General features: G+C 42.6%; 18 protein-coding genes and 1 tRNA gene. 7 read left to right on the top strand and 12 right to left on the bottom strand.

Annotated elements, in window-relative coordinates:
• The 3 genes from QZZ43_RS11680 to QZZ43_RS11670 all read right to left on the bottom strand — a co-directional run.
• A partial coding sequence (locus QZZ43_RS11680) for a DUF2723 domain-containing protein (RefSeq protein WP_291859390.1) occupies window positions 1-1,808 on the bottom strand: 1,808 nt, incomplete at its 3' end.
• Window positions 1,809-1,997: 189 nt separating this feature from the next.
• Window positions 1,998-3,788 carry a hypothetical protein gene (locus tag QZZ43_RS11675; protein WP_291859388.1) on the bottom strand — a complete coding sequence of 597 codons (1,791 nt, stop codon included), beginning with the start codon at window positions 3,786-3,788 and terminating at the stop codon, window positions 1,998-2,000.
• A gap of 289 nt (window positions 3,789-4,077) precedes the next feature.
• Window positions 4,078-6,987, bottom strand: a complete 2,910-nt coding sequence (locus tag QZZ43_RS11670; protein WP_291859385.1) for a DUF2723 domain-containing protein — start codon at window positions 6,985-6,987, stop codon at window positions 4,078-4,080.
• Window positions 6,988-7,145: 158 nt separating this feature from the next.
• Here QZZ43_RS11670 and QZZ43_RS11665 point away from each other — a divergent pair.
• From QZZ43_RS11665 to QZZ43_RS11655, 3 genes are all read left to right on the top strand, one after another.
• Window positions 7,146-7,216: transfer RNA gene (locus QZZ43_RS11665), tRNA-Gln, on the top strand.
• 217 nt (window positions 7,217-7,433) lie between these two features.
• Window positions 7,434-8,285, top strand: a complete 852-nt coding sequence (locus QZZ43_RS11660; protein WP_291859381.1) for a helix-turn-helix domain-containing protein — start codon at window positions 7,434-7,436, stop codon at window positions 8,283-8,285.
• Window positions 8,286-8,783: 498 nt separating this feature from the next.
• A complete protein-coding gene (locus tag QZZ43_RS11655; RefSeq protein WP_291859378.1) occupies window positions 8,784-9,929 on the top strand; it encodes a right-handed parallel beta-helix repeat-containing protein in 1,146 nt (381 codons plus the stop codon).
• An 82-nt stretch (window positions 9,930-10,011) separates the two neighbouring features.
• Here QZZ43_RS11655 and QZZ43_RS11650 read toward each other — a convergent pair whose 3' ends face one another.
• Complete coding sequence (locus QZZ43_RS11650) at window positions 10,012-11,931, bottom strand: PAS domain S-box protein (RefSeq protein WP_291859375.1); 1,920 nt, start codon at window positions 11,929-11,931, stop codon at window positions 10,012-10,014.
• A 558-nt stretch (window positions 11,932-12,489) separates the two neighbouring features.
• Between QZZ43_RS11650 and QZZ43_RS11645 the strand changes: the two genes are divergently transcribed.
• The gene (locus QZZ43_RS11645; protein WP_291859372.1) at window positions 12,490-12,966 is read left to right on the top strand and encodes a hypothetical protein; all 477 of its coding nucleotides are present in this window, start codon (window positions 12,490-12,492) and stop codon (window positions 12,964-12,966) included.
• A 47-nt stretch (window positions 12,967-13,013) separates the two neighbouring features.
• On the opposite strand, the gene QZZ43_RS11640 is transcribed toward QZZ43_RS11645, so the two are convergent.
• The 3 genes from QZZ43_RS11640 to QZZ43_RS11630 all read right to left on the bottom strand — a co-directional run bounded on the left by QZZ43_RS11640 (window position 13,014) and on the right by QZZ43_RS11630 (window position 14,802).
• Window positions 13,014-13,607, bottom strand: coding sequence for a TlpA disulfide reductase family protein (locus QZZ43_RS11640; RefSeq protein WP_291859369.1), 594 nt, complete (start codon window positions 13,605-13,607; stop codon window positions 13,014-13,016).
• A gap of 102 nt (window positions 13,608-13,709) precedes the next feature.
• Window positions 13,710-14,408, bottom strand: coding sequence for a hypothetical protein (locus QZZ43_RS11635; RefSeq protein ID WP_291859367.1), 699 nt, complete (start codon window positions 14,406-14,408; stop codon window positions 13,710-13,712).
• Window positions 14,409-14,421: 13 nt separating this feature from the next.
• On the bottom strand, window positions 14,422-14,802 hold the full coding sequence (locus QZZ43_RS11630) for a hypothetical protein (RefSeq protein ID WP_291859364.1): 381 nt from the start codon (window positions 14,800-14,802) through the stop codon (window positions 14,422-14,424).
• A gap of 348 nt (window positions 14,803-15,150) precedes the next feature.
• Between QZZ43_RS11630 and QZZ43_RS11625 the strand changes: the two genes are divergently transcribed.
• Window positions 15,151-15,531 carry a hypothetical protein gene (locus QZZ43_RS11625; protein ID WP_291859362.1) on the top strand — a complete coding sequence of 127 codons (381 nt, stop codon included), beginning with the start codon at window positions 15,151-15,153 and terminating at the stop codon, window positions 15,529-15,531.
• A 31-nt stretch (window positions 15,532-15,562) separates the two neighbouring features.
• Here QZZ43_RS11625 and pyrH read toward each other — a convergent pair whose 3' ends face one another.
• The 5 genes from pyrH to rplM form a co-directional block, all read right to left on the bottom strand.
• On the bottom strand, window positions 15,563-16,267 hold the full coding sequence (pyrH, locus tag QZZ43_RS11620) for a UMP kinase (RefSeq protein ID WP_291859360.1): 705 nt from the start codon (window positions 16,265-16,267) through the stop codon (window positions 15,563-15,565).
• Between the two features lie 698 nt (window positions 16,268-16,965).
• Window positions 16,966-17,793, bottom strand: coding sequence for a translation elongation factor Ts (gene tsf / locus QZZ43_RS11615; protein ID WP_291859357.1), 828 nt, complete (start codon window positions 17,791-17,793; stop codon window positions 16,966-16,968).
• A 66-nt stretch (window positions 17,794-17,859) separates the two neighbouring features.
• Entirely contained in the window at window positions 17,860-18,717 is an 858-nt protein-coding gene (gene rpsB / locus QZZ43_RS11610; protein WP_291859354.1) for a 30S ribosomal protein S2, read from the bottom strand.
• 100 nt (window positions 18,718-18,817) lie between these two features.
• Entirely contained in the window at window positions 18,818-19,204 is a 387-nt protein-coding gene (gene rpsI / locus QZZ43_RS11605; protein ID WP_291859351.1) for a 30S ribosomal protein S9, read from the bottom strand.
• A gap of 5 nt (window positions 19,205-19,209) precedes the next feature.
• Window positions 19,210-19,665, bottom strand: a complete 456-nt coding sequence (rplM, locus tag QZZ43_RS11600) for a 50S ribosomal protein L13 (protein ID WP_291859349.1) — start codon at window positions 19,663-19,665, stop codon at window positions 19,210-19,212.
• A gap of 587 nt (window positions 19,666-20,252) precedes the next feature.
• Between rplM and QZZ43_RS11595 the strand changes: the two genes are divergently transcribed.
• Window positions 20,253-20,723: a nucleoside deaminase gene (locus tag QZZ43_RS11595; RefSeq protein WP_291859347.1), complete on the top strand. Its 471-nt coding sequence runs from the start codon at window positions 20,253-20,255 to the stop codon at window positions 20,721-20,723.
• Window positions 20,724-21,242 carry a DNA-3-methyladenine glycosylase gene (locus QZZ43_RS11590; protein WP_291859343.1) on the top strand — a complete coding sequence of 173 codons (519 nt, stop codon included), beginning with the start codon at window positions 20,724-20,726 and terminating at the stop codon, window positions 21,240-21,242.
• Window positions 21,243-21,649 lie beyond the last annotated feature (407 nt).

Below are 21,649 nucleotides of genomic sequence, written 5' to 3'. Positions count from 1 at the left end.
AATGTTGAGACCACGGCAGCCCCTTTACCTCCCATTATTCTTCTTAAACCATCCACCAATGCTAACACCCCGAGCCCTATCCAAATGGAGAAAGCATAGAACGACCCGGCAAATGCATAATCACGTTCACGAGGCTGAAGCGGTGTCTGGTTCAGATACAACACAATTGCCAGGCCCGTAAGGAAAAACAGCAACATAACAATCCAGAAACTCTGTTTCCCCTGGCGCCCTGACCCATACTGAAAGAGCAACCCAATTAATCCAAGCAGTAATGGCAGGAAATAATAGGTGTTGCGCGCTGGATTCTCCTTCAAATAGTCAGGCAATTTACTTTGATCGCCCAACCTGGCATTATCAATAAAGGGAATTCCAGAAATCCAGTTGCCGTGATGCATTTCTCCATGACTCTGGATATCGTTTTGTCGTCCTGAAAAGTTCCACATAAAGTAGCGCCAATACATGTGACGAACCTGATAATTAAAGAAAAACTTCAGATTTTCTCCAAAAGTTGGCAGCTGTATGGTTTTGGGTTCTCCATTGCCATCCATTACCGTAACCGGACGTCCTTCAACGCCGGCCCATTTTTTATATTCTGAAATATGAGAAGCCTGACGGCTGTACATCCGCGGAAAGAATGTGGTTGTATTGTCTTTGAAAACATATTCGGGACGATATTGAACAATCTCATATTTCCCATTTTTTTGAATTCTCACAGGTGACCCTTCTTTAGCTTGTGATGCCTGACGGTCAATTTCTGAATTGTAATATTCGCCTGTAAACAACGGCCGATCACCATATTGCTCACGGTTCAGATAGGAAATCAGAGAAAATACATTATTGGGAGAGTTCTGGTCCATGGTCGGCTCAGCCGCCGAACGGATAACAATCATCGCAAAAGATGAATATCCTAAGATAATCACCGCAACGGCAGTAAATGCCGTATTGAGAATCACCTTCTTATGATTGTAGGTATAATAAATTCCGTAAATAAGTCCACCCACGATAAGGATTCCATAAACCAGGAGCCCTGAATTAAATGGGAGTCCCAACCCATTTACAAATGCCAGTTCGAAAGCACCAGCAATTGCTGGTACTCCGGGAATAATTCCATACAAAATAAACAGTAACAAAACAGCTGAAACGCCTAAGGCCTTCAGGGTGTTGTTTCTGGTAACCTCGAATTTCTTGAAATAGAATACCATTACAATGGCAGGAATGGCCAACAGGTTCAACAGGTGAACACCAATGGAAAGCCCCATCAGGTAAGCAATAAGAATGAGCCATCGGTTGCTGTGAGGCAAATCGGCCACATTCTCCCACTTCAAAATGGCCCAGAAAACTGCTGCTGTAAACAAACTCGACATGGCGTAAACCTCGCCTTCAACCGCCGAAAACCAGAAAGTGTCAGTAAAAGTATAAGAAAGGGCACCTACGAGTCCGCTACCCAGTACAGCCCAGTAACGCCAATCTTCAGGAGATTCCTGATTGTCAATAAAGATCTTACGTGCCAAATGCGTGATGGTCCAGAACAAGAAGGCAATGGTCATGGCACTTGACAGAGCCGACATGGAATTAATCATGGCAGCTACATAAGTTTCGTCGGGCGCGAACAAAGAGAAGAAACGGCCCAGTAACATAAAGAAAGGAGCTCCCGGGGGATGCCCTACCAAAAGCTTATACGAAGCAGCAATAAATTCACCACAATCCCAGAAACTGGTTGTCGGTTCAATGGTTAGCAAATAAACCAGGGCTGAAATAAGAAAGGTCAGCCAGCCCAAAGCGAGATTAAACTTCTTGTATTGTCTCATCTGTATCTTGTTTTCCTTCGTTTTTTGTTTCCAAAACTTCAAAAAACAACTGACAATCAGCCCAGGGGAATCATTTTTCACTTATCCATTTTCATGGAAATATTTTTGGTTCTGCCTGATTAATCAGAAGTTTGCCAAAAATACATAAAAGTTAGAAAAATCCCTGCTTTATCAGAACAGAAGTATCAATTACATTTCCGCAACCAAAGATCCTTTTACCCGTTTCTCAAAATCTGAAAGCCTGTTTAACACTTCAGACAGCACAACACCCAGTTGATCACTATGTTTTGTGTACAGTTGGCGGTAATAAGAAATAGATTCGGTTATGGCTTTCAAAAATTTAATGTTGCTTGCTTTCATCCGGTTATCATCTGCCTCCTGAGGCTTAAGCTTCTCAAAGAAATAATTGATGTACAATTCCAATTCTTTCAGAAAAACCGAAGGCCGATCCGTACGACTAATTAAATTGTTTCTCCCGTAAATGTGGTCGGTCATTTCCTTTAAGGTGACCTGCTTATCGAAATACGCCATATTCGGTCCGGGGCAAACAGATACTCCGGGTCCCTCACTTTCAAAAGAAAGGCCGTTGGCCAGAAGCGCTGAAGTACCCAATCCGACACAAATGCAAGACTTCTCTGTAATACGGACAATTGCTTTATCTATCTCCTGTTGGGAGGCCAATTCGGCTTCAACCAGAAGAATTTTCTTTCGCTGGTACTGACGTGATGCGGTACAGATAGGACGTTTAGAAAACTCGGTATTTAGCGAACAGTAGTGCTTGGTGCAGCGACTCCCGGGGTTGTTAGCTTTGATGTTTGCCTCTTTCTCCTGATCCTTTGTATTGCCCCTAAGGTTATTAAAGGGAACACCCAGGGGAGAAATATCACTCAGATAGAGGTCTTCTTCACGAGCCTTACCCAACTTACTGATGGTGTCAGAATCGATACTGACAGCCTCGGGCACCATCAGGAAAGGGGTTCCCCACCCCACAGCATCCAACCGATAATGATTAAGCAAGAAATTGTGCTCAGCATTTGTGCCCACGCCTCCCTGTGCAGAGACTCTCAGCAATGGAGGCTGCTTAGGGCAAACCATACCTTTGGCCGATAAGGCTTCACAAAAAGTATGGTATTGGTCGTTTACCAAATCCTTTCTTTTCTCCTTGAATTCCTCAAGCACCGGGCCTATTAGATTTCCCTGCGAAGCAAAGGCATGTCCGCCACAATTCAGGCCGGATTCTATGCGAAATTCGGAGACCCAGATTCCTTTTTTTGCAAGCATTTTTCCCTGAACCATAGCAGAGCGAAAATCACTCACTTTAATGGTTACTTTCTTTTTTATATTTCCTGATTCATCGGGGAAAAAATCGTCCCATTTCTCCATATAGCTAAAAAGGCGGGGATTCATTCCTGCCGACAAAACCAACGAAGAAGAAAGTTTGCTTTTGGCAAAACCACGCAAAGCAGCGTGGGCATCATTAAACTCCACAGGCAGCTGTTCACTCCCCGAAAAATTAGGCTTATCCAGTTTGGTCATGATATTTACATCGATGTGCCCGGGATGCAGATTCTCCATAACCCATTCTTTCAAATCGTTAAAACTGGCATTCTGCTTTAGATAGAAATAGGTTTGCCTCGCTTTGGAAGCAGTGGGAAGCATTTCAAAATATTTATCAACCTCTTCACTTTTACGAGAAAAAGAACTTTTCATTTCGGCAATTTTCTCTTTTACCATCCCATCCATCAAATCCAGAAAAGCGGTAATACGTCGAGCCCTGAAATCCTCAATTTTTGAGGAAATCCCCTGAAAAGGGAAATTGGCTTTTTGACTATGAAACTCTCGCATTTTTTCCATGAGCATATCATCAACCAGCGAGACTACGGAAGATATTCCAAAATGTGCCAGTTTAAGGGGGCTGTCGATGGTATAACCAATGCCCATTACCGGCACATGAAATGAATGAGAACTAAAATTATTCATGATGTTTGTTTTTCTGATACTCCCGGATAACCCTTTTGCGCCAATGCCCTTTTAAACATTAAGTCTGGCGAACTTCTCCGCACCGAGGAATTGAAGGAAGTACTATTAAAGGAATTAAATCCCCTACTCATTTTATAAAAGGCAGATGAATCGAAATTCAGGCCTAAAAAAGCAAAATATTTTATCTGTCCTTGCTTTCCATTTTCTTCTACAAAGGTAGTTAAGAAAATTACATTCGACACATAAATATGGCAAAAACAGTGGCCTTGTATCAAATAAAACAGAACGTTCAAAAACTACAAATCATTTGAAGTTCCATCTCCAGTTCAACTGCTCTTTCCTCCATTTCCAGTTGTAATGCCAGATCATGCAATTCGGTAAAAAAGCCGCAATATCTGCGTTTCAAATACTCTAAATCGAAGCCTGAATAATAAAAGCTGTACAAATCCAGCAAATTGACATAGACAATGTTTTCCACAAGCGTGGAAGCGCTCTTTGTGTCGTCACTCATCTGCATCAGTTTTGCCATATCAAGCATTTGCCGCTGATTTTGCATGGGAGAGAAAGGCCATTCCTTAATACTTTTACCCAGTACTTTTCGGGCTTTTTCTTTATCTCCCCCGGCAAGTAATTCCCGGGCAAGTTCTAGCGTTACGGTTCGGTAACCAGAGGCAGAAAGGGCTTGTCGGCAAGTATTATCCAACCATGTTTCATTCCCTCCAATTGAAATACTATCAGTAAAAACAGCCATCTTTTGATCAAGACTCCCCTGCGACCCGGCATCCAGTTCTGCCGAAGAAGAAAGTTTCCAAACAAGACCCAGGCCTTTTAAGTGATCGCTGATACCGCCAAGCGACTGCATTTCCATGTTTCGGGTAAAACAAACCGGTCGTTTATCCCCATTGGTTACAACAATATCATACAAAGCCAGGTCTCCAATGGACAAATATTGCCGCTGAATACTCATTTGTAAAGTTTTTCCATTGGAAAGGGTCATCTCCCAAGCCGGATGCAATCGATTATCGGCCAAATGCTTTTCGTCATTATCTGACATGGCGGTTGCTAATTGTTTCAGCACAACATCTGCAGCTTCCGGTGCCGAGTGAATGGATGAAACCGGGAAAAACTCCGCAGCATTGTCCCGATAGAAACTTTTTGGCAAGGTCATTTTCAATCCGTCATTCCCAATCTGTGCCTGCCTGATGTACTCCTGATACCAGTTGGTATGCAACAACCCCAGGTTCACCAGTCTCACATCTGGCCTTACGCTTTCAATCTGCTGAACATACCAAAGGGGATAGGTATCATTGTCACCATAAGTGAACAGTATACTGTTGGCCGGACAGCTACGCAACTGCGATACAGCCAGGTCGCGGGCGACATATCTTTCGGAACGGTCGTGGTCATTCAGATTTACGGAGAACAGCAATCCAGGTCCGGCCAAAAAGAGCAAAAACCCGGAAAGGCCCACTGTTAATGTAGATCCCGAGAAACGACAAATTGTTTTCAGGAGGGAATAAATCCCAAGAGCTGCAAGCATAGCCAGTGCCCAAAAAGAAGCCACATAAACATAATCACGCTCTCTGGGTTCATAAGGTGGCTGATTGAGGTAAATAACCAGTAAAAGGCCTGAAATCAGAAAAATTGTTCCCAACAACAACAAAACCCTCATGCGTCCGCGTCCGGCGTTAAGAAGGAAAAAAAAACCTATTAATATAAAAATCAAGGGCAATCCATAATACTGATTTGCTGCAGCATTGTAAGCCTCTCCTGAATGCAAATGCTCCCGGCTACCAATCATTTGACCATCGATAAAATCAATTCCTGTAACCCAGTTTCCGGAAACGATATCACCATGACCCTGCTCATCATTCTGCCGCCCGACAAAATTCCACATCAAATAACGCAAGTAACTATGTCCCACCTGATATTTAAGAAAGAAATCAAGCTGATGAGATAGTTCAGGAGAATCAAATTCACCGTCGAGGCCAGACCACCATTCATAACCTTCGATGTGATGAGACTGCCGGCTGTACATACGGGGAAATAAGACGTAATCCTCTTCGCTGAAGCCAAAAACCGAACCCGAAGGCACATTAACATAGCTGGATTGAGCTTCATCAAAGGCATACCGATACGTATCTTTCCAATCTTCTGCCTGAGCCCAGGCGTGAGGCCCAACCAACAAAGGACGACTTCCGTATTGAGTGCGGTTGATGTAATCCTGCATGGCAAAGACATTATCGGGAGCATTCATATTTATGTCGGGTTTGGCAGCTGCTCTAACTGGTACCATCAGGTAGGATGTCCACCCCATAAAGAGTAAAAAAACTATCATGAAGCAAAAATGAACCACAGGATGTTTTCTAAAGGTGAAAGTCAGCCCGACAACCAGAACGACAGTCAGCAATACAAACCAGGAGACAAGGCCGGAGTGTTGAGGAAAGCCCCACTGGTTGACCAGCAAAATTTCCAACTTCATGGCAGGCCATAATCCGTTAGAGACCAATCCCAAAAACAAGCCCCCCAGCACCACAAAACCCACCAGCAAACCTTTGAGCGTTGACTGAAAATTATATCCGAATTGTTTCCAGAAAAACAACAGAACAAAAACAGGCGTCATCAAAAGATTGAGCAGATGCACTCCAATGGAAAGTCCTAACAGAAACACTCCCAGGAAAAATAACCGGGGAGATGCCTGTTTTTGCACAAACCATTTAAGGACAATATAGAAAGTGATAGCAGAAAAGAAAAGCGACAAGGCATAAACCTCGGCTTCGACTGCAGAATACCAAAAAGTATCGGTAAAAGCAAAGAGTAAGGCTCCGGACACAGCAGCAAGTTCCTCAATCCAAACTGGATATAGCTTGTCCGTATCTCTGACCATCTGAAAGAAAAGTTTAAGAATTTTGTAGCTAAAAAAGACGGTAAAAGCAGATGCAACAGCCGACAACAGATTCACGAAAAATGCTACCGAAGTCGCATCGGGTGCCATCAAAGAGAAAACCCGTGCCAGCATAAGATAAAACGGAGCACCGGGAGGATGCGGGATCTGAAGCAGCGCTGCTGATGCAATAAATTCACCACTGTCCCAAAAGCTCACCGTTGGCGCCGCTGTTTTCGCGTAAACAAAAAGTGCCACACCCAGAACTAATAAGCCCGGGAAATTTTTTTTCAAAAAAATCAAACCCTTCTGCATTAAAATAATCTTTTGACTGCTAAACTATTGCAAATGCACGGCAAAAACAAGAGGCAACAGAAGTTGCATAAACTTTATTTTTTTGAGAATTATTGTTTGTGGGTTCACTAAAACATCCTATATTTGCATCGCTTTTGAAGGAAAAAGCAATTCATGTTTGTCCCGTGGTGTAATGGTAGCACAGGAGATTTTGGTTCTCTCGGTCTGGGTTCGAATCCTAGCGGGACAACAAAAAAAGCTGTAAATCGCATGATTTACAGCTTTTTCTGTTTTTATGTCTTTTATTAAACCCAGATGGCGGGGAACAAAACAATCCTCAACTTCAGGATATCCGAATAAAAAAGTTCGATATAATTTAGAAAATTAAAAAAAACCTCGTACATTTATTAACAGTCGGGCCTGAAGAGAACATTTTTTATTAAAAAATTTCTTCTCAATCCACGCGTATGACTCCGTCAGACTCTCTTGCCTTCTCTCAACAAACGACTGCTTTTTTTCTTCCATCGCCCGATCTGGCAGGAACAGTCAAATTTTATTGGAAAATGGATGACCCCAATCTGGATGAGCTGCACAAAAAATCCCAGATATCTCCTTCGGGGAATCCCGAATTGATCTTCCAGTTTGGAAACCAGGTAGTGGTTGATTTTCAAAATAATTCAACAGGCAATGTACCCCTGGCAATGGTGGCAGGCCAAATTACACAATCCATTTCTTTGGAATTCAGCAACAGCATTCACTGTTTTTGTGTAAAACTCATACCCTTTGCACTTCATTCCCTTTTTAATATTGATAGTTCAGAGTTTACAAACCAGGCAACCGACCTTGGTAGTGTGATCCCTTCAATATATCCGGAAATCTACGACCGATTGCATAACAGCCGTGGGGACCAGGAACGAATCGATATTATTGAAGACTTCCTTCGACGTTCCCTGAAACAAAACCGGGGTAGTATTTCTCCATTGTCCTCACATTTTGTTAATCAGGTCAATTCTCACCCAAATAAATCATTCCAGTCCATACTGGATTCAATAAGCTTAAGTCGCCGCACTTTCGAGCGCAAAGTAAAACATCAAATCGGGCTGAGCCCCAAAAAATTCCACCGGATTGTTCGTTTCAATAAAGCATATTCAGCAATTAAAAACAACCCCGGCATGCGGCTTCAGGATGTGGTATTTCATTTCGGTTACTACGACCTGTCCCATTTTGTAAATGAGTTCAATGAATTTTCCGGAAGTTCACCTGCTCAATACTTCAAAAACGAAGACATTTTCAATCCTTTCTTTGCAGGCATAATCTGAGTTTTTATAACAAGAGCATTGTGGTCAATACTTTTTGCTTTGTAAATATACCATCAGGGGATATTTGCAAAGAATTAACGAAGTATTGTGCATAAATAAATAAAAAATGGCCATCTGTCCTCGATCAATGAAATACACATCCGGAATTCAGGGTTGTTTGTCAAAAACGAATGCGACTGTCGTTTTTTTCCAAGTTTCTGTTGACTGATACATTTTTCTTTGCTGTAGTAATATGTGTTATTTTTTACAAACAATCATTAAAAGCCAAAAGTATCCTTAGCTTTTTTTAAAAAAGGAATTCATCGCTTAACCCCTTATCCCTGTCATGACTTTGAAGGTTTTCATTTCTCAAAACCAACAAAAAAATTATCTCATGAATATTGCTTCGCCCGGCATTATTCAGGTAAGGTCGCTTAAAACAAGAATTGTAGCAACTTAAAAACAATTATCTTAAACAGGGTTGTTGAAAACCTAAAATTTTAATTTAAATCCGGTAAAATGAAAAAAATCAAATGGTTACTGATTCTTTCTGTAGCATTTTCCATCTCAGCATGTGATGATGCCGAAGAAATCGTTGAAGAAATCAATTCAGCAATTGAGCTGAGTGGTGAAGTAAATTCCCCTATGGTCCTTGAAGATCATATTGAAGGAGGCTATGACTATTATGTAACCGGCAAATGGAGTCTTAATGCAGATGTAACCATTATGCCCGGGGTTTCAATTATGATGAAATCAGCATCTTCCATAAGGGTTAATACCAGCGGATCATTAAATGCGGTAGGTGCGGATGTAAAACCTATTATTCTGGAAGGAGAGATGAATGCAAAAGGTGCCTGGGGAGAAATTGTATTCGACAATTCGAATAACACAAAGAATGTGTTGACCTATGTAACGATTTCTGATGGAGGCGGTGAATCATATAGTCAATCAATGATAGAAATAAAAGGCAACTCTCAGGTGAAAATCACCAATTCCATCATTGAAAATTCTGGTGAATACGGTATTCAATTAGTCAATGATTACTCGGTGCTTAGTGAGTTTTCCAACAATATTGTAACCGACTGTAATGGCTATCCTGTTTATATATATGCCAATCAACTGAATGTGATTAAAGGAACCAACGTGTTTTACGACAATGGTGATTTCAATTATGTAATGGTCGAAAGTGGCGATATTTCTCAGAATGAAACCTGGGAAAAACTTACTGCCCCGGTATTGCTTTCCAGTCCCTACAATACCATTTCTGCGGATGTAACGGTGGCTCCGGGTGCAGCGTTCGTTATGGGGGAAGATGCACTCCTCACAGTAGAACCTGAAGGCTCTCTAAACATGACAGGGACTGTCAATGAGCGAATTACCTTTTCTTCCAAGATAGAATCTCCCGGTTATTTTCAGGGAATAATATATGAGAACTCTAACAATCCGCTAAATCAGGTGCATTACGTTGATATTTCACATGGCGGTGGTGGTTACAACGAAGCAAATCTCAGAATAAGTGGAAGCAGCCGGATAGTAGTAGGAAACAGTAGTTTAAATTACAGTTCCAATTACGGTATTTATGTTTCGCGCGATGCCACTTTCACAGATGATGGAGCTAATACTTTTACCGGAAATGCGGATATTGATGTTTACATTCAACAATAAAACCTGTATAGCACCCACATTTTGACCTGAAATGGGGAAGCAGATCTGCCAGAGAACAAGTACGAAACTATGTTAGTTCGGACTATGGATGGATAGCTTCCCCATTTGTGGATATTTCCTCACCCAGATCCATGGGAATCACCAGCGTAAAAATAGTTCCCTCTCCAGGAACAGACTCCACCTTGATATCTCCGAGCATGGCATTGGCAACCCTTTTGGAAATGGCCAGTCCAATTCCTATTCCACCGTATTTGGCATGGTCATGTCCATCCGCCTGCCGAAAGAAATCAAAAATTACCTCCTTCTGGTCATCAGAAATCCCAATTCCGCTATCCTGAATAAAAAAAGCGATTCGGTTTTCTAGGGTTTGGAAACAGCCCAGTTTCACAAAGCCTTTCTCGGTAAACTTCACTGCATTTTTTACCAGATTTACAATCACCTGATAAACTTTGCTTTTGTCGGTTACAATTTCAAGGTCACGCAAATGGTCTTCAATTTCAGTCAGCACATTCACCGACTCATCTTTTCCAAACTTATAGACTACTTCCTGAAGTTGACGCCGAAACTCATCAAACAAATCCCCTATTCGAAACGAAGCCGGTCGAACCCGGATTTTTCCATGCTCCGACATCGCCAGTTCAAGAATATCATCAATAATGGTCATTACTTTAAACCCGGCTTCGTAAATAAAGCCCGAATATTCAATGATATTTGGATTTTCGGAAGTGCTCTTAATGATATCGCTAAAGCCAAGAACTGCGTTAAGTGGGGTGCGAAGTTCGTGACTCACGGATGCCAGAAACGCCGATTTCAAACGACTACCCTCATTGGCCATATCCCGGGCAATCTCCAGTTCTTTCTGAGTATTCACCTCCATAGTCCTGTCCTCAAACATACCAATAATTTGCCGTTTCCCTTTGCCATCTACAAAAGACCCCACCTTCAATTCGCCCCAAACAATCTGGCCATCTTGTCGTACATATCTTTTAAGCATTTCATAACTTTCGCGCTTTCCGGCTTTCAATTCCTCAAACAGTGCCAGATCCTTATCCAAATCCTCAGGATGAGAATAGTCAGCAAATGTCATTTGTAATAAGTCATTCCGGGGATAACCGATAATCCTGGAAAGGTGATCATTTACCTCCAGAGGCTTACCATTGTCTCCAACCAGCGCTATTCCAATTGGGGCCTCCTCAAACAGACGTCGAAACCGCAGTTCACTGGATTTCAATTTCTCTTCCGTCCGAACCTCTGCATCAACATCGTTTATTAGAACCAATAAGGTAGGTTTTCCGCGGTATTCCAATTTCTTGATTTTGAAATCAACCCATGTCCGGCCCCCTTTGTTGTCAATAATTCTGGTTCTGTAGCTTTCAGGCACTTCAAGTCCTGCCAGCCGCTTCACATAATACTCCTGTATCCGTTCCTGCTCTTCGGGAGCAATATGAATAATGAATGGCGTATCCTTTAATTCTTCAATACTTCTGCCCAGGTGGTCTGCCATACTTTTATTAAGAAATAAAACTTTCCCGTCATGGATAATGACCACACCGGAATGCATATTATCCACCAGAACCTGATAATCGGTCTGTGTTTGCCGGAGTTTATTTCGGGCCCCAACATCGGTAGTAACATCATGAATAGTAACGTAAACACTGGAAGACTTATCAGTGCCATCCTCAAATAACGGAACAGCATTCAGGTTCAACCAGGAATAGGTTCTCTTTGAAGGATGAAAATACCCCACCACCTTATCTTTAACGGGGCGACCAGTTTTTAAAGCAATACGTGATGGATGCCGGTCAACAGGTAAGTCAGAACCATCCTCGGCAAGTAATCGCCAAAAAGAATCGCTACGCCCCTGTCGTTTCAAATCCACAAGACCAAAGCCAAGAAGTTCTTCAGCTGCCGGATTGGCAGCAATTAAATCCCCTCGTCCATCAAAATATATCACCCCCGTTGGAAGGGTATGAAACAAGTTTTCAACACTAATCCCAATCATTTTCCGTCCTCCCCAAAAATTATTTCATATCCATGAGCCCAGTCCAAAAAGCACGTTTACTGCCAAACTCTTCGTTATTAAGCTTCGAATTTGACGAAGGCATCTCTTTTTATATTACCCACATCCGAATTAAATTTAATACTGCCATTACCTCCGCCTTATTACGCAATCAATATGCCAGGGTTTGAAAAAAACATAAAAACAAGCATAAAAAAAGACACAACCACTCCTGATAGCCAATTAGTACTCTCAATATATTTATGACAGAATTATTTCTTAAACAAATTACTACTATCCGGAGGAAACTTACTCTCTGTTCATTGTAAACTATTGTAGTGAAAAAGAAAAGAGCTCTACAAAATGGGGGTTCAATTCAACAACTCACTTTCCTGTTCAGGAAAACCGGCGCAATTGCAAAAGCCATCCCGGGTTAGGAAAAGGTTGGAAGAGCACTTTTGCCCTGTCCTGGCAAACCTTTTGGTATGCCTTTTGTTATGCAAGCAGACAAAAAACCAAACTTTAATTAAATTTGTCATTCAATTCAAAAACAGAATCAAGATGAAAAAAACAGGGTTAATACTTTTTGTTCTTTTGATGGCAATACCGGCCATTTCCATGGCACAGCGTGGCAATAATGCCATTGGACTTCGATTTGGAGGAGGTAATGGCTACGATACTGAAATCACTTTTCAAACCCCTTTCGACGGCAACAGAGCTGAACTTGACCTCGGTTTCGGAGGTCGCGGCCATTTCAACTATTGGAAATTAACCGGGCTGTACCAATGGGTAATGCCCATCGAAAGTGGGTTCTACTGGTATTTGGGTGTTGGCCCGTCACTGGGAAGCTGGGCACATGACGATCTTAATGAAAGTGGCGTTTTTCTTGCTGCTGCATTAAATGCCGGAATCGAATACAATTTTTCCGAGGTTCCTTTGCAGATTTCCATTGACACCCGACCGGAACTTTCTTTTGTTAACCCTCCGGATGATCCATTTGGATTCGGACTTGCACTATCGTTGAGATACAGGTTTTAACCGGATTCATACGAGAATAAATAAAAGCGGCTTCGGTCCGCTTTTTTTTATTCTATCAGATCATCCAGCAATGATTTCATCTTTCCTGAATTCCATTTAGCTGCCCCGGTTTTACTAATCAACAACCGACCACCAGGGCCAATAAGATAAGTGGATGGAATGGTTGAAGTTTCAAAAATCGCCGGAACTCCGCTTTGAAGAGAATAGATCGGAAAGGAATAGCGGTGCTTTTCAAAAAAAGCCTGCACTACATCCAGCGGCTCATTGCTCACAAGAATAAAAGCCACATCACCTTTATATTGGTCATACAGCCCTTGTATCGAAGGCATCTCTGCAATGCAGGGGGGACACCAGGTAGCCCAGAAATTCAGGAACACCGGCTTTCCTTTAAACTCAGCCAGAGTGATGATTTCCTTTTCAACTTTGGATTCAAACATCATCCCCCAGTCAGCCTCCGACAAATAAACCACTTTATCCTGCTCGGAAGGCGAGAAAAGAGTCTGGCGAATCAGAAATGCAGATAGAGGTTTTCGGGTTGCGGGAAACAACATAGCTACCACTAATGCTGCAAAAACAAAATCGAGAACAATGGTCCACCATCGTTTCTTTCGGCTGTATTTTTCCCAAAACTTTCTTAGCATTTCAGTATATTTAATGATCAATTCCCTTTTGAAATAAAACAATCCGGAAATAGTCTGTGTTCATTTCTGGCATTAAAGTCGGGATCGCTCTGTTAAGCATTATTATTTTACAATCCAGCTTAACCACCCTGGCAACGCAAAGGAGCGGTATTCTTTTTTACCGGTTGTTTCTACTGATGCACCAACCCGGTTACTCTTTTTTAAGTCAGGCATCTTTTCATAAAACTGTTCCAAATCAAGCACCAAACGATGGCTCGTTCCCGGAGTCAATGTCAGCGGAAACATATCGTCCTGGTTACTTCCTTTTAGTCGGAATACCCGTTCTTTTCCCCACCTTCGAAACACCAGACTGGGAGGTAAAAAAGTAATCCCCTCAGCAGATTTATTGACAATGGAAATCTTCAAAATCCGACGACCAGTAACAGCATCCTGTCTCTTGACCACCTCCAACATGACTCTTCCGGGAAACCATCTGCGTAATGATTGTTGCATTTTGGGCTGCTGAAGAAGCCAGACCAGGAGAAAAGCCCCGGTCAACAACAAAAACATTGTCAAAAAGCTACCGGGACCTTCAGTGTCCTGAGGCGGCCGTTGCTTTACCAATTCTTCATACGTTTTCAATGAACTGCCAGAATTGGTATCCAATGATTCTGCGATGGTTGTTTGTTCTTCTTTCTCAGATTCAACAGCAGGATTTGGGCCCTCCTGATTGCAATAGCTTATCAGGAAAAGGAAAAAAAAACCACCCAATATAAACTTACTGTATTTTCTCCAAAACATCTGAAAATTAAAAGATTGCATAGTTTAATTTTTATTACTGCGGAAAAGGTTGTAACCCCTTGTAATTAATAAAAAACTCTCCATCCACCTCAGGTTTTGCCATCTCTTCATCGGTTTCTCCATCGGCATTGGCGATTCCCACACTGGCAAAATAGCAGATTGCTTTATGCTTGTGGGCATGAATAGTTACACGGGCAGCGGTTTGCGGCTTCAAAATGCCCATGTCGGGAAATCGGGCAGTTCGAACCACAATAAAGAGCATTTTCCCTTCACTTCGTGCCAAAATCTGAGGATCCACGTCTTTTTCCCTTCTTACATTCAACACCTCATAACCTTTATCAACCAGATCTTTGTACACCACCTTAATTCCAAGAAAGTGCAACTCCTCATCATTCATTGATTTCTTGTTCCCCATATTCCGTGAATATATTTTTTTATTCTACACTCATTTTAGTCCCACGTCAGCATAATCTATCGGGTCAAGACGCGTTCATTTATGTATTTGCTTCATATAAAAACTAAGGGAGTCACGCTTAAGCCTATCAACCCCTGTATTACATAAAGAATTACAAAAAATTTTAGTAACCCAACTAACTATAGTTTAAAATAGCGTTTTTTTCATTAGACGCCCCTATAAACTTGAGCCAACCATTTCAGAAACCATAATACGAGCTAAGTTAGTATTATATACCTAATTAAAAGCCTAAAGCTAAAAAACATTAAAACCTAATCAAATGCCATCTCAATTCATTATTTTTGCACAATGTGGATTTTAGTATTAAGTATTGCAGCAGCCCTCATAGTAGCTCTCATTATCAGTAAATTAACCTCCGGCAAGGAAGCCGCAAAAGAAGCTCCACCTGCAGACTGCTGCGGAGCCCATGAGGTATGCGATAAAGAATCACTGATTGCTCATACACATGGCGAAATCGTCTATTTTAACGATGAGGAACTTGACCTTTTTAAAGGAAAAGCACCTGACCAATACTCTCCGGATGAAACCGAACAATTCCGGGAGGTATTGAACACCATGCAAACAAACGAAGTAAACACCTGGCTTCGCAGCATGATTGCCCGCGGTATAAAACTCCCGTTGGACGTTCGTGAACAGGCCCTGGATATTGTCAAACAACAAAGGGCCTGATTTCTCCATCGGGAAAAAAGCAAGGTTGAACCTATTTTATCAACGTACCAATATTTTCCCCTCTCATCACCTTCATCAAATTGCCTTTCTCATCCATATTAAAAACCATCACCGGTAATTTGTTTTCTTTGCACATGGTGGTGGCAGTCAGATCCATTACTTTAAGGCCTCTGTTATATACCTCATCAAATGTGATGGTATCAAACTTTGTGGCCGAGGGATCTTTTTCAGGATCAGCAGTATAAACCCCATCCACGCGGGTACCTTTAAGCATCACATCGGCTTTAACCTCGATTCCGCGCAGGGCAGATGCGGTATCTGTTGTAAAATAGGGATTCCCTGTCCCTCCCGATATGATTACCACCTGACCGTTATTCAATGCATCCAGTGCCTTAGGTTGTGAGTAAAACTCTCCAACAGGTTCCATTCTGATGGAAGTCATCACCCTGGTTGATATCCCCTTCCCGTCAAGGGCAGATGCCAGCGCAAGACTATTAATCACGGTGGCCAGCATACCCATCTGGTCTCCCTTGTAACGATCAAATCCTTCGGCAGCGCCACTCAGACCCCGGAAAATATTCCCCCCACCTATCACTATAGCCACCTGGATGCCATCCCGAACCAGTTCACTGATTTGTTCGGCATAGTCGCTCAACCGACCTGAATCGATGCCATGACCTTGTTGTCCCATCAGTGATTCACCCGAAAGTTTGAGTAAAATTCTTTTGTATTGCATAATGGTTTGTTTGTTTTCCGGACACAAAAATACAAATAAATTCAGGGCTTTACTCATCTTTTGATGGATAGTCTTTAGGGAAGACCAGTCAGAGAAGATGAGTCACGGAGAACTAAGTTATCCAGACAGAAGAAAAAGTATTGTCAGAGTGCCTTCTCCCTGAAAAAGTGAGTAGTTTGGTAGAGAATATATGACAAGATTAATAATGAAGCCCCGGCAGGTGTCACCCCATCCGGGGCTAATATCGTATATATTGAACAATCTATTTACCAAACTGCCACCCCATCCGGGGCTGCCTCATTTATCCAGCTAAAATGGAAAATTTTCGTATTTCCCGATGGGAAAGAAAGCACTTTGAAATGTACGTACTCCTCAATCTGTCTGCTCCAGCACGGGCGGGGCGACAGTTTGGTAGCAATGATGTTGCAATGAGTAGAAAAGCCCCGCCAGGGGTGACACAAAAATTAAAAAGGTTATGGAAGGCCTGTTACAAAAGATATTATTAAGCAAAGAAGAAGCTGAAAGAAACAATCAAGCCCAATGGAAAGATTTGTGGGACAAATAACTTGAGATTGCTTCGGGCCTGGCCCTCGCAATGACCCCGCTATTGATAGTAACCTTCTCAAAAGGTATAACCAAAAAAGCCCGGTCAAAACATGACCGGGCCTTAGTTATATTGTAAAAAACCTCTGTAATACTTAGTTACTCAAAGAGTAACGTTCAAATGCAGTTACAGTCAACTCTTTGTTGGCACCCTGCAGGTACTGTTGGATAGACATTTTATTGTCTTTCACAAAAGCCTGTTGCAACAAGGTGCTTTCTTTAAAGAATTTACCCAAACGACCCTGAGCAATTTTGTCAAGCATCTCTTCGGGTTTGCCTTCATTACGGGCCATTTCTTTGCCAATCTCCAGTTCTTTCTCGATAACATCCTGAGGAACAGAATCCTTATCAACAGCAACAGGAGCCATTGCAGCTACCTGCATAGCAACATCTTTACCCATTTGGTCTTCCACATCAGCCTTGTTGAAACCAACAAGAGTAGCGAGTTTGTTACCCGGGTGGATATATGCAACTACCTTTTCGGCTTCGATTACGTCGAAAGCAGCCAGTTCCAGTTTCTCACCAATCACACCAATCTGCTCAGTGATTACATCCTTAACAGCAACACCGTCAAGTTCAAGTTCGTTAAGCTCGGCAAGATTTTTAGCACCTTTGGCAAGACCAAGGTTAAGAATTGACTGTGTAAGTGCCACGAAGCTTTCGTTTTTAGCCACAAAATCGGTCTCACAATTCAAAACAACCAATGCACCAGTTTTAGCATCATCGGTTACTTTTGAAAGTACAACCCCTTCGGTAGCGTCGCGGTCAGCGCGTTTATTTGCAACGGCCATTCCTTTTTTACGAATTTCTTCAACAGCTTTATCGAAATCGCCATCGGTTTCCTGGAGAGCTTTTTTGCAATCCATCATACCGGCGCCGGTCATTTTTCTGAGTTTACTTACATCAGCAGCAGTAATAGCCATGATATATAATTTAAAGGTTATTAATAAGAGTAGGTTCGCTAAAAAAAGCGAACCCCTCAAACAATACTACTCTTCTTTTTTGGTTTCTTCGTCTGAAGCTTTCGGCTCATCCGAAGAAGAGGCAACCGGCTGTTTATCGGCAGCAGAAGTATCCTCTTTACGAGCACGGGTTCTGCGACCACCTTCACCTTTGTTACCACCTTTTTTGTCACCCTGAGGCTCCTTATCTTTCTCGGCCTTACGCTCGGACAGACCTTCTTTGATGGCCTGAGTCATGATGTCCACTATCAGCTCGATAGAGTTAGATGCATCATCGTTGGCAGGAATCACAAAGTCAACTTTGTTAGGATCAGAGTTGGTATCAACCATTCCAAACACAGGGATGTTCAACTTCTGGGCTTCTCTAACGGCGATGTGTTCTTTCATCACATCAACCACAAACATAGCAGCAGGAAGACGATTCAAATCTTTGATAGAACCCAGAGTTTTCTCCAGTTTGGCACGCTGACGGGTAATCTGCAACTTCTCACGCTTGGAGAGACGATTCCAGGCATCTTCGCCCATCAGTTTATCAATTGATCCCATTTTCTTAACGGCCTTACGCACGGTAGGAAAGTTGGTGAGCATACCACCCGACCAACGCTCAGTAACATAAGGCATATTGATAGCGCCAACTTTATCAGCAATAATATCTTTTGCCTGCTTTTTGGTAGCGACGAAAAGAATTTTGCGGCCCGACTTGGCGATTTGTTTTAAAGCATCAGCGGCTTCATCAATTTTAGCCGCTGTTTTGTGCAGGTCTATAATATGGATTCCATTGCGCTCCATGAATACATAAGGAGCCATAGCGGGATTCCATTTTCTCTTGAGGTGACCGAAATGTACTCCGGCCTCTAAAAGTTGATCGAAATTAGTTCTGGGCATTTTTTTTGTTTTTTTCGTTTACATTCTGTTTAAAGCAACCATTAAGTAGTCCTTTACGCGGAATCTTAACAGTTTAGATACTAAACGTACCAGACGATTATTAACGCTTGCTAAACTGGAATTGTTTCCTTGCTTTTGGTTGACCGGGCTTCTTCCGTTCCACAACACGAGAGTCGCGGGTAAGAAAACCTTCTGCACGCAAAGCAGGTTTATTTTCTTCGTTAATTTTAACGAGAGCTCTGGCGATAGCCAGGCGGGTAGCTTCAGCCTGTCCCTTGATACCTCCACCACAGAGGGTCACTTTGATATCGTAATCGCCAACTACATTGATGGTGTTCAATGGCTGCTTAACGATATACTGAAGTGTGGGGGTGGGAAAATACTGAGACAAATCTCTTTTGTTGATGGTAATCTGACCCTTTCCCTCACTTACATAGATACGGGCAATGGCCTCTTTCCTTCGTCCAATTGCATTAATCACTTCCATACTGCTTATTTAATGGTATTAATATCAATTACCTTTGGTTTCTGGGCTTCATGCTTGTGCTCGCTGCCAACATATACAAACAGGTTTTTGAACAACTGATTTCCCAGCTTATTCTTTGGCAACATTCCTTTGATGGTATGCTGAACCAACTTAGTGGGGTCTTTGGCAAACATCTGCTCAGGAGTTGTTTCGCGCTGACCACCCGGATATCCACTGTGCGAAAAGAACACACGATCGGTCCATTTTTTCCCGGTGAGTTTCACCTTATCGGCATTGATAATAATGACATTATCACCACAATCTAAATGGGGCGTATAATTGGGTTTGTACTTTCCACGAAGCAATTTTGCAACGCGGGTACCCAAACGACCAAGCACCATATCACTGGCATCTACCACAACCCATTCTTTGTTGATGGTAGCCTGAGTGGCCGATTTTGTTTTGTAACTTAAAGTATCCACTGTCTTCCTCTTTTGAATATTAGACCTACATTAAAAAATATCACACAACACAAGTGTATCCCTTGCTGTTACTGACATCGGGCAAACATCAGCAGCAGCAAATCATCTGCGATACAATCACTTGTGCTGTTTAGCACGGATAATAATCGGCCGCAAAAGTACGGCTAATTTTCTTAATCACCAATCTTTCAGGGAGAAAATTTAGAAGCTCTTGGCAGAGGGCGTGGAGCAGGGAGCATGGGGCGTTTGACTGTTAGCTGTTAGCTGATGGCGCTTAGCTCATTGACAAATGGCCGGGAGTGACTTGCCCTAAAAAATATTTGCAACAAAAGTCAACAAGTCAAAGGTTTATGAAACGAAAAGTCAATCTATATCAGGACACCTCAACAAAAACTCGCAACTCAAAACACGAAACTCTGAACTCGGCCCCCCTTCGCTTACCCCCTAACCCCCTGAAGGGGGAACCAGTTATCGCGCAACCCCGTAATTCAAAACCAAACTCGAAACACGAAACCCAAAACTCATCCCAATTTCCTTAAACCGCCGGATTTCTCCATATTTGCAGAACGAAAAGAAGAAAAAAACGAATGAACACACACGAAGATTACATGAAAATTGCTGCCGACCTGGCAGAAGAGAATGTACGAAAAGGCGGAGGCCCCTTCTCTGCCATAGTGGTAAAAGATGGGGAGGTCGTAGCCACCGGATGCAACCGCGTAACCGACAAGCACGATCCCACAGCCCATGCCGAAGTGGAAGCCATCCGGAGAGCCACCAAGAAGCTTGGCACTTACGACCTGAGCGGTTGCACCATCTATGCCAGTTGCGAGCCCTGCCCCATGTGTCTGGGTGCCATTTACTGGGCACGACTTGAAAACCTCTACTTTGGCAACACTCGTCAGGATGCGGCAGCCATAGGGTTCGATGACGAGTTTATTTATCAGGAACTTGAAAAACCGATCAATCAACGCGCTATCCCTACAAAGCAAATAGTGACTGAAAATATAAAACAGGCCTTCAAACACTGGTCGCAGTTTGAGGATAAACAAGAGTACTAAATGAGATTATCCCGTCATTTCTTTTCACGCGATGTACTTGAGGTGGCTCCCGAACTTCTGGGAAAAACCCTGGTACGCCGGTTTGAGAATGGCGAAATACTTCGATTAACCATCAATGAAGTGGAAGCATACCGGGGCGAAGAGGATCTGGGGTGTCATGCCAGTAAAGGACGAACTCCACGCACAGAAGTGATGTATCACCGGGGTGGACTGGTTTATGTTTACCTCATCTACGGTATGTACTGGTTGCTCAATTTCACCACAGGGAGAGAAGGAATTCCCCAGGCGGTTCTTATCAGGGGTTCGGTGGAAATTGAAGGTCCGGGACGAATCGGCCGGGCCCTGAAACTGGACAAATCCTTTTATGGTGAAGATTCCATTTCTTCAAACCGATTGTGGATAGAGAATAATAAAAACCTACCCGAAAGACCAAAAATCATCACCTCACCCCGAATTGGGATTGATTATGCGGGTGAAAATTGGGCCGGAAAGCATTGGCGATTTGTAGGGATTTTGTAAATTCTAACAGTCCGTTAAAAAAGGCCTAAACGCAGAGACGCAATGACGCAAAGCTTTTATTATCAGAGAGTTGAATAGTACCCCCCCCAGCGGCTGCAACCCACTCTTAATCAGGCATTTGAAGAAGTTTAACGGAGTATTGTCACAAGAATGGGAGCCTATCTTATATTTACAAAAAACCATTCGCTAAACAAATATACCTAACTGGTACGACCCACTCTGGGGGTCGATTCTTACACATACATTTATATCTATAAATATTTGACTCCCTTCGGGGTCATGCTTTTATAATTGAGGGAAATAGAGTTTTCGGGGGCATGTCCTTTTATTGAAGGCAACGGAGCCTGAAGGGCTCCTATGTTTATAGCTTTCACAAAACACCAAATATCGACGCTGAAGGTGTCGTA

Source organism: Marinilabilia sp., from assembly GCF_016278715.1.
Taxonomy (GTDB): domain Bacteria; phylum Bacteroidota; class Bacteroidia; order Bacteroidales; family Marinilabiliaceae; genus Marinilabilia.
This window is presented reverse-complemented; position numbering and strand designations above follow the sequence as displayed.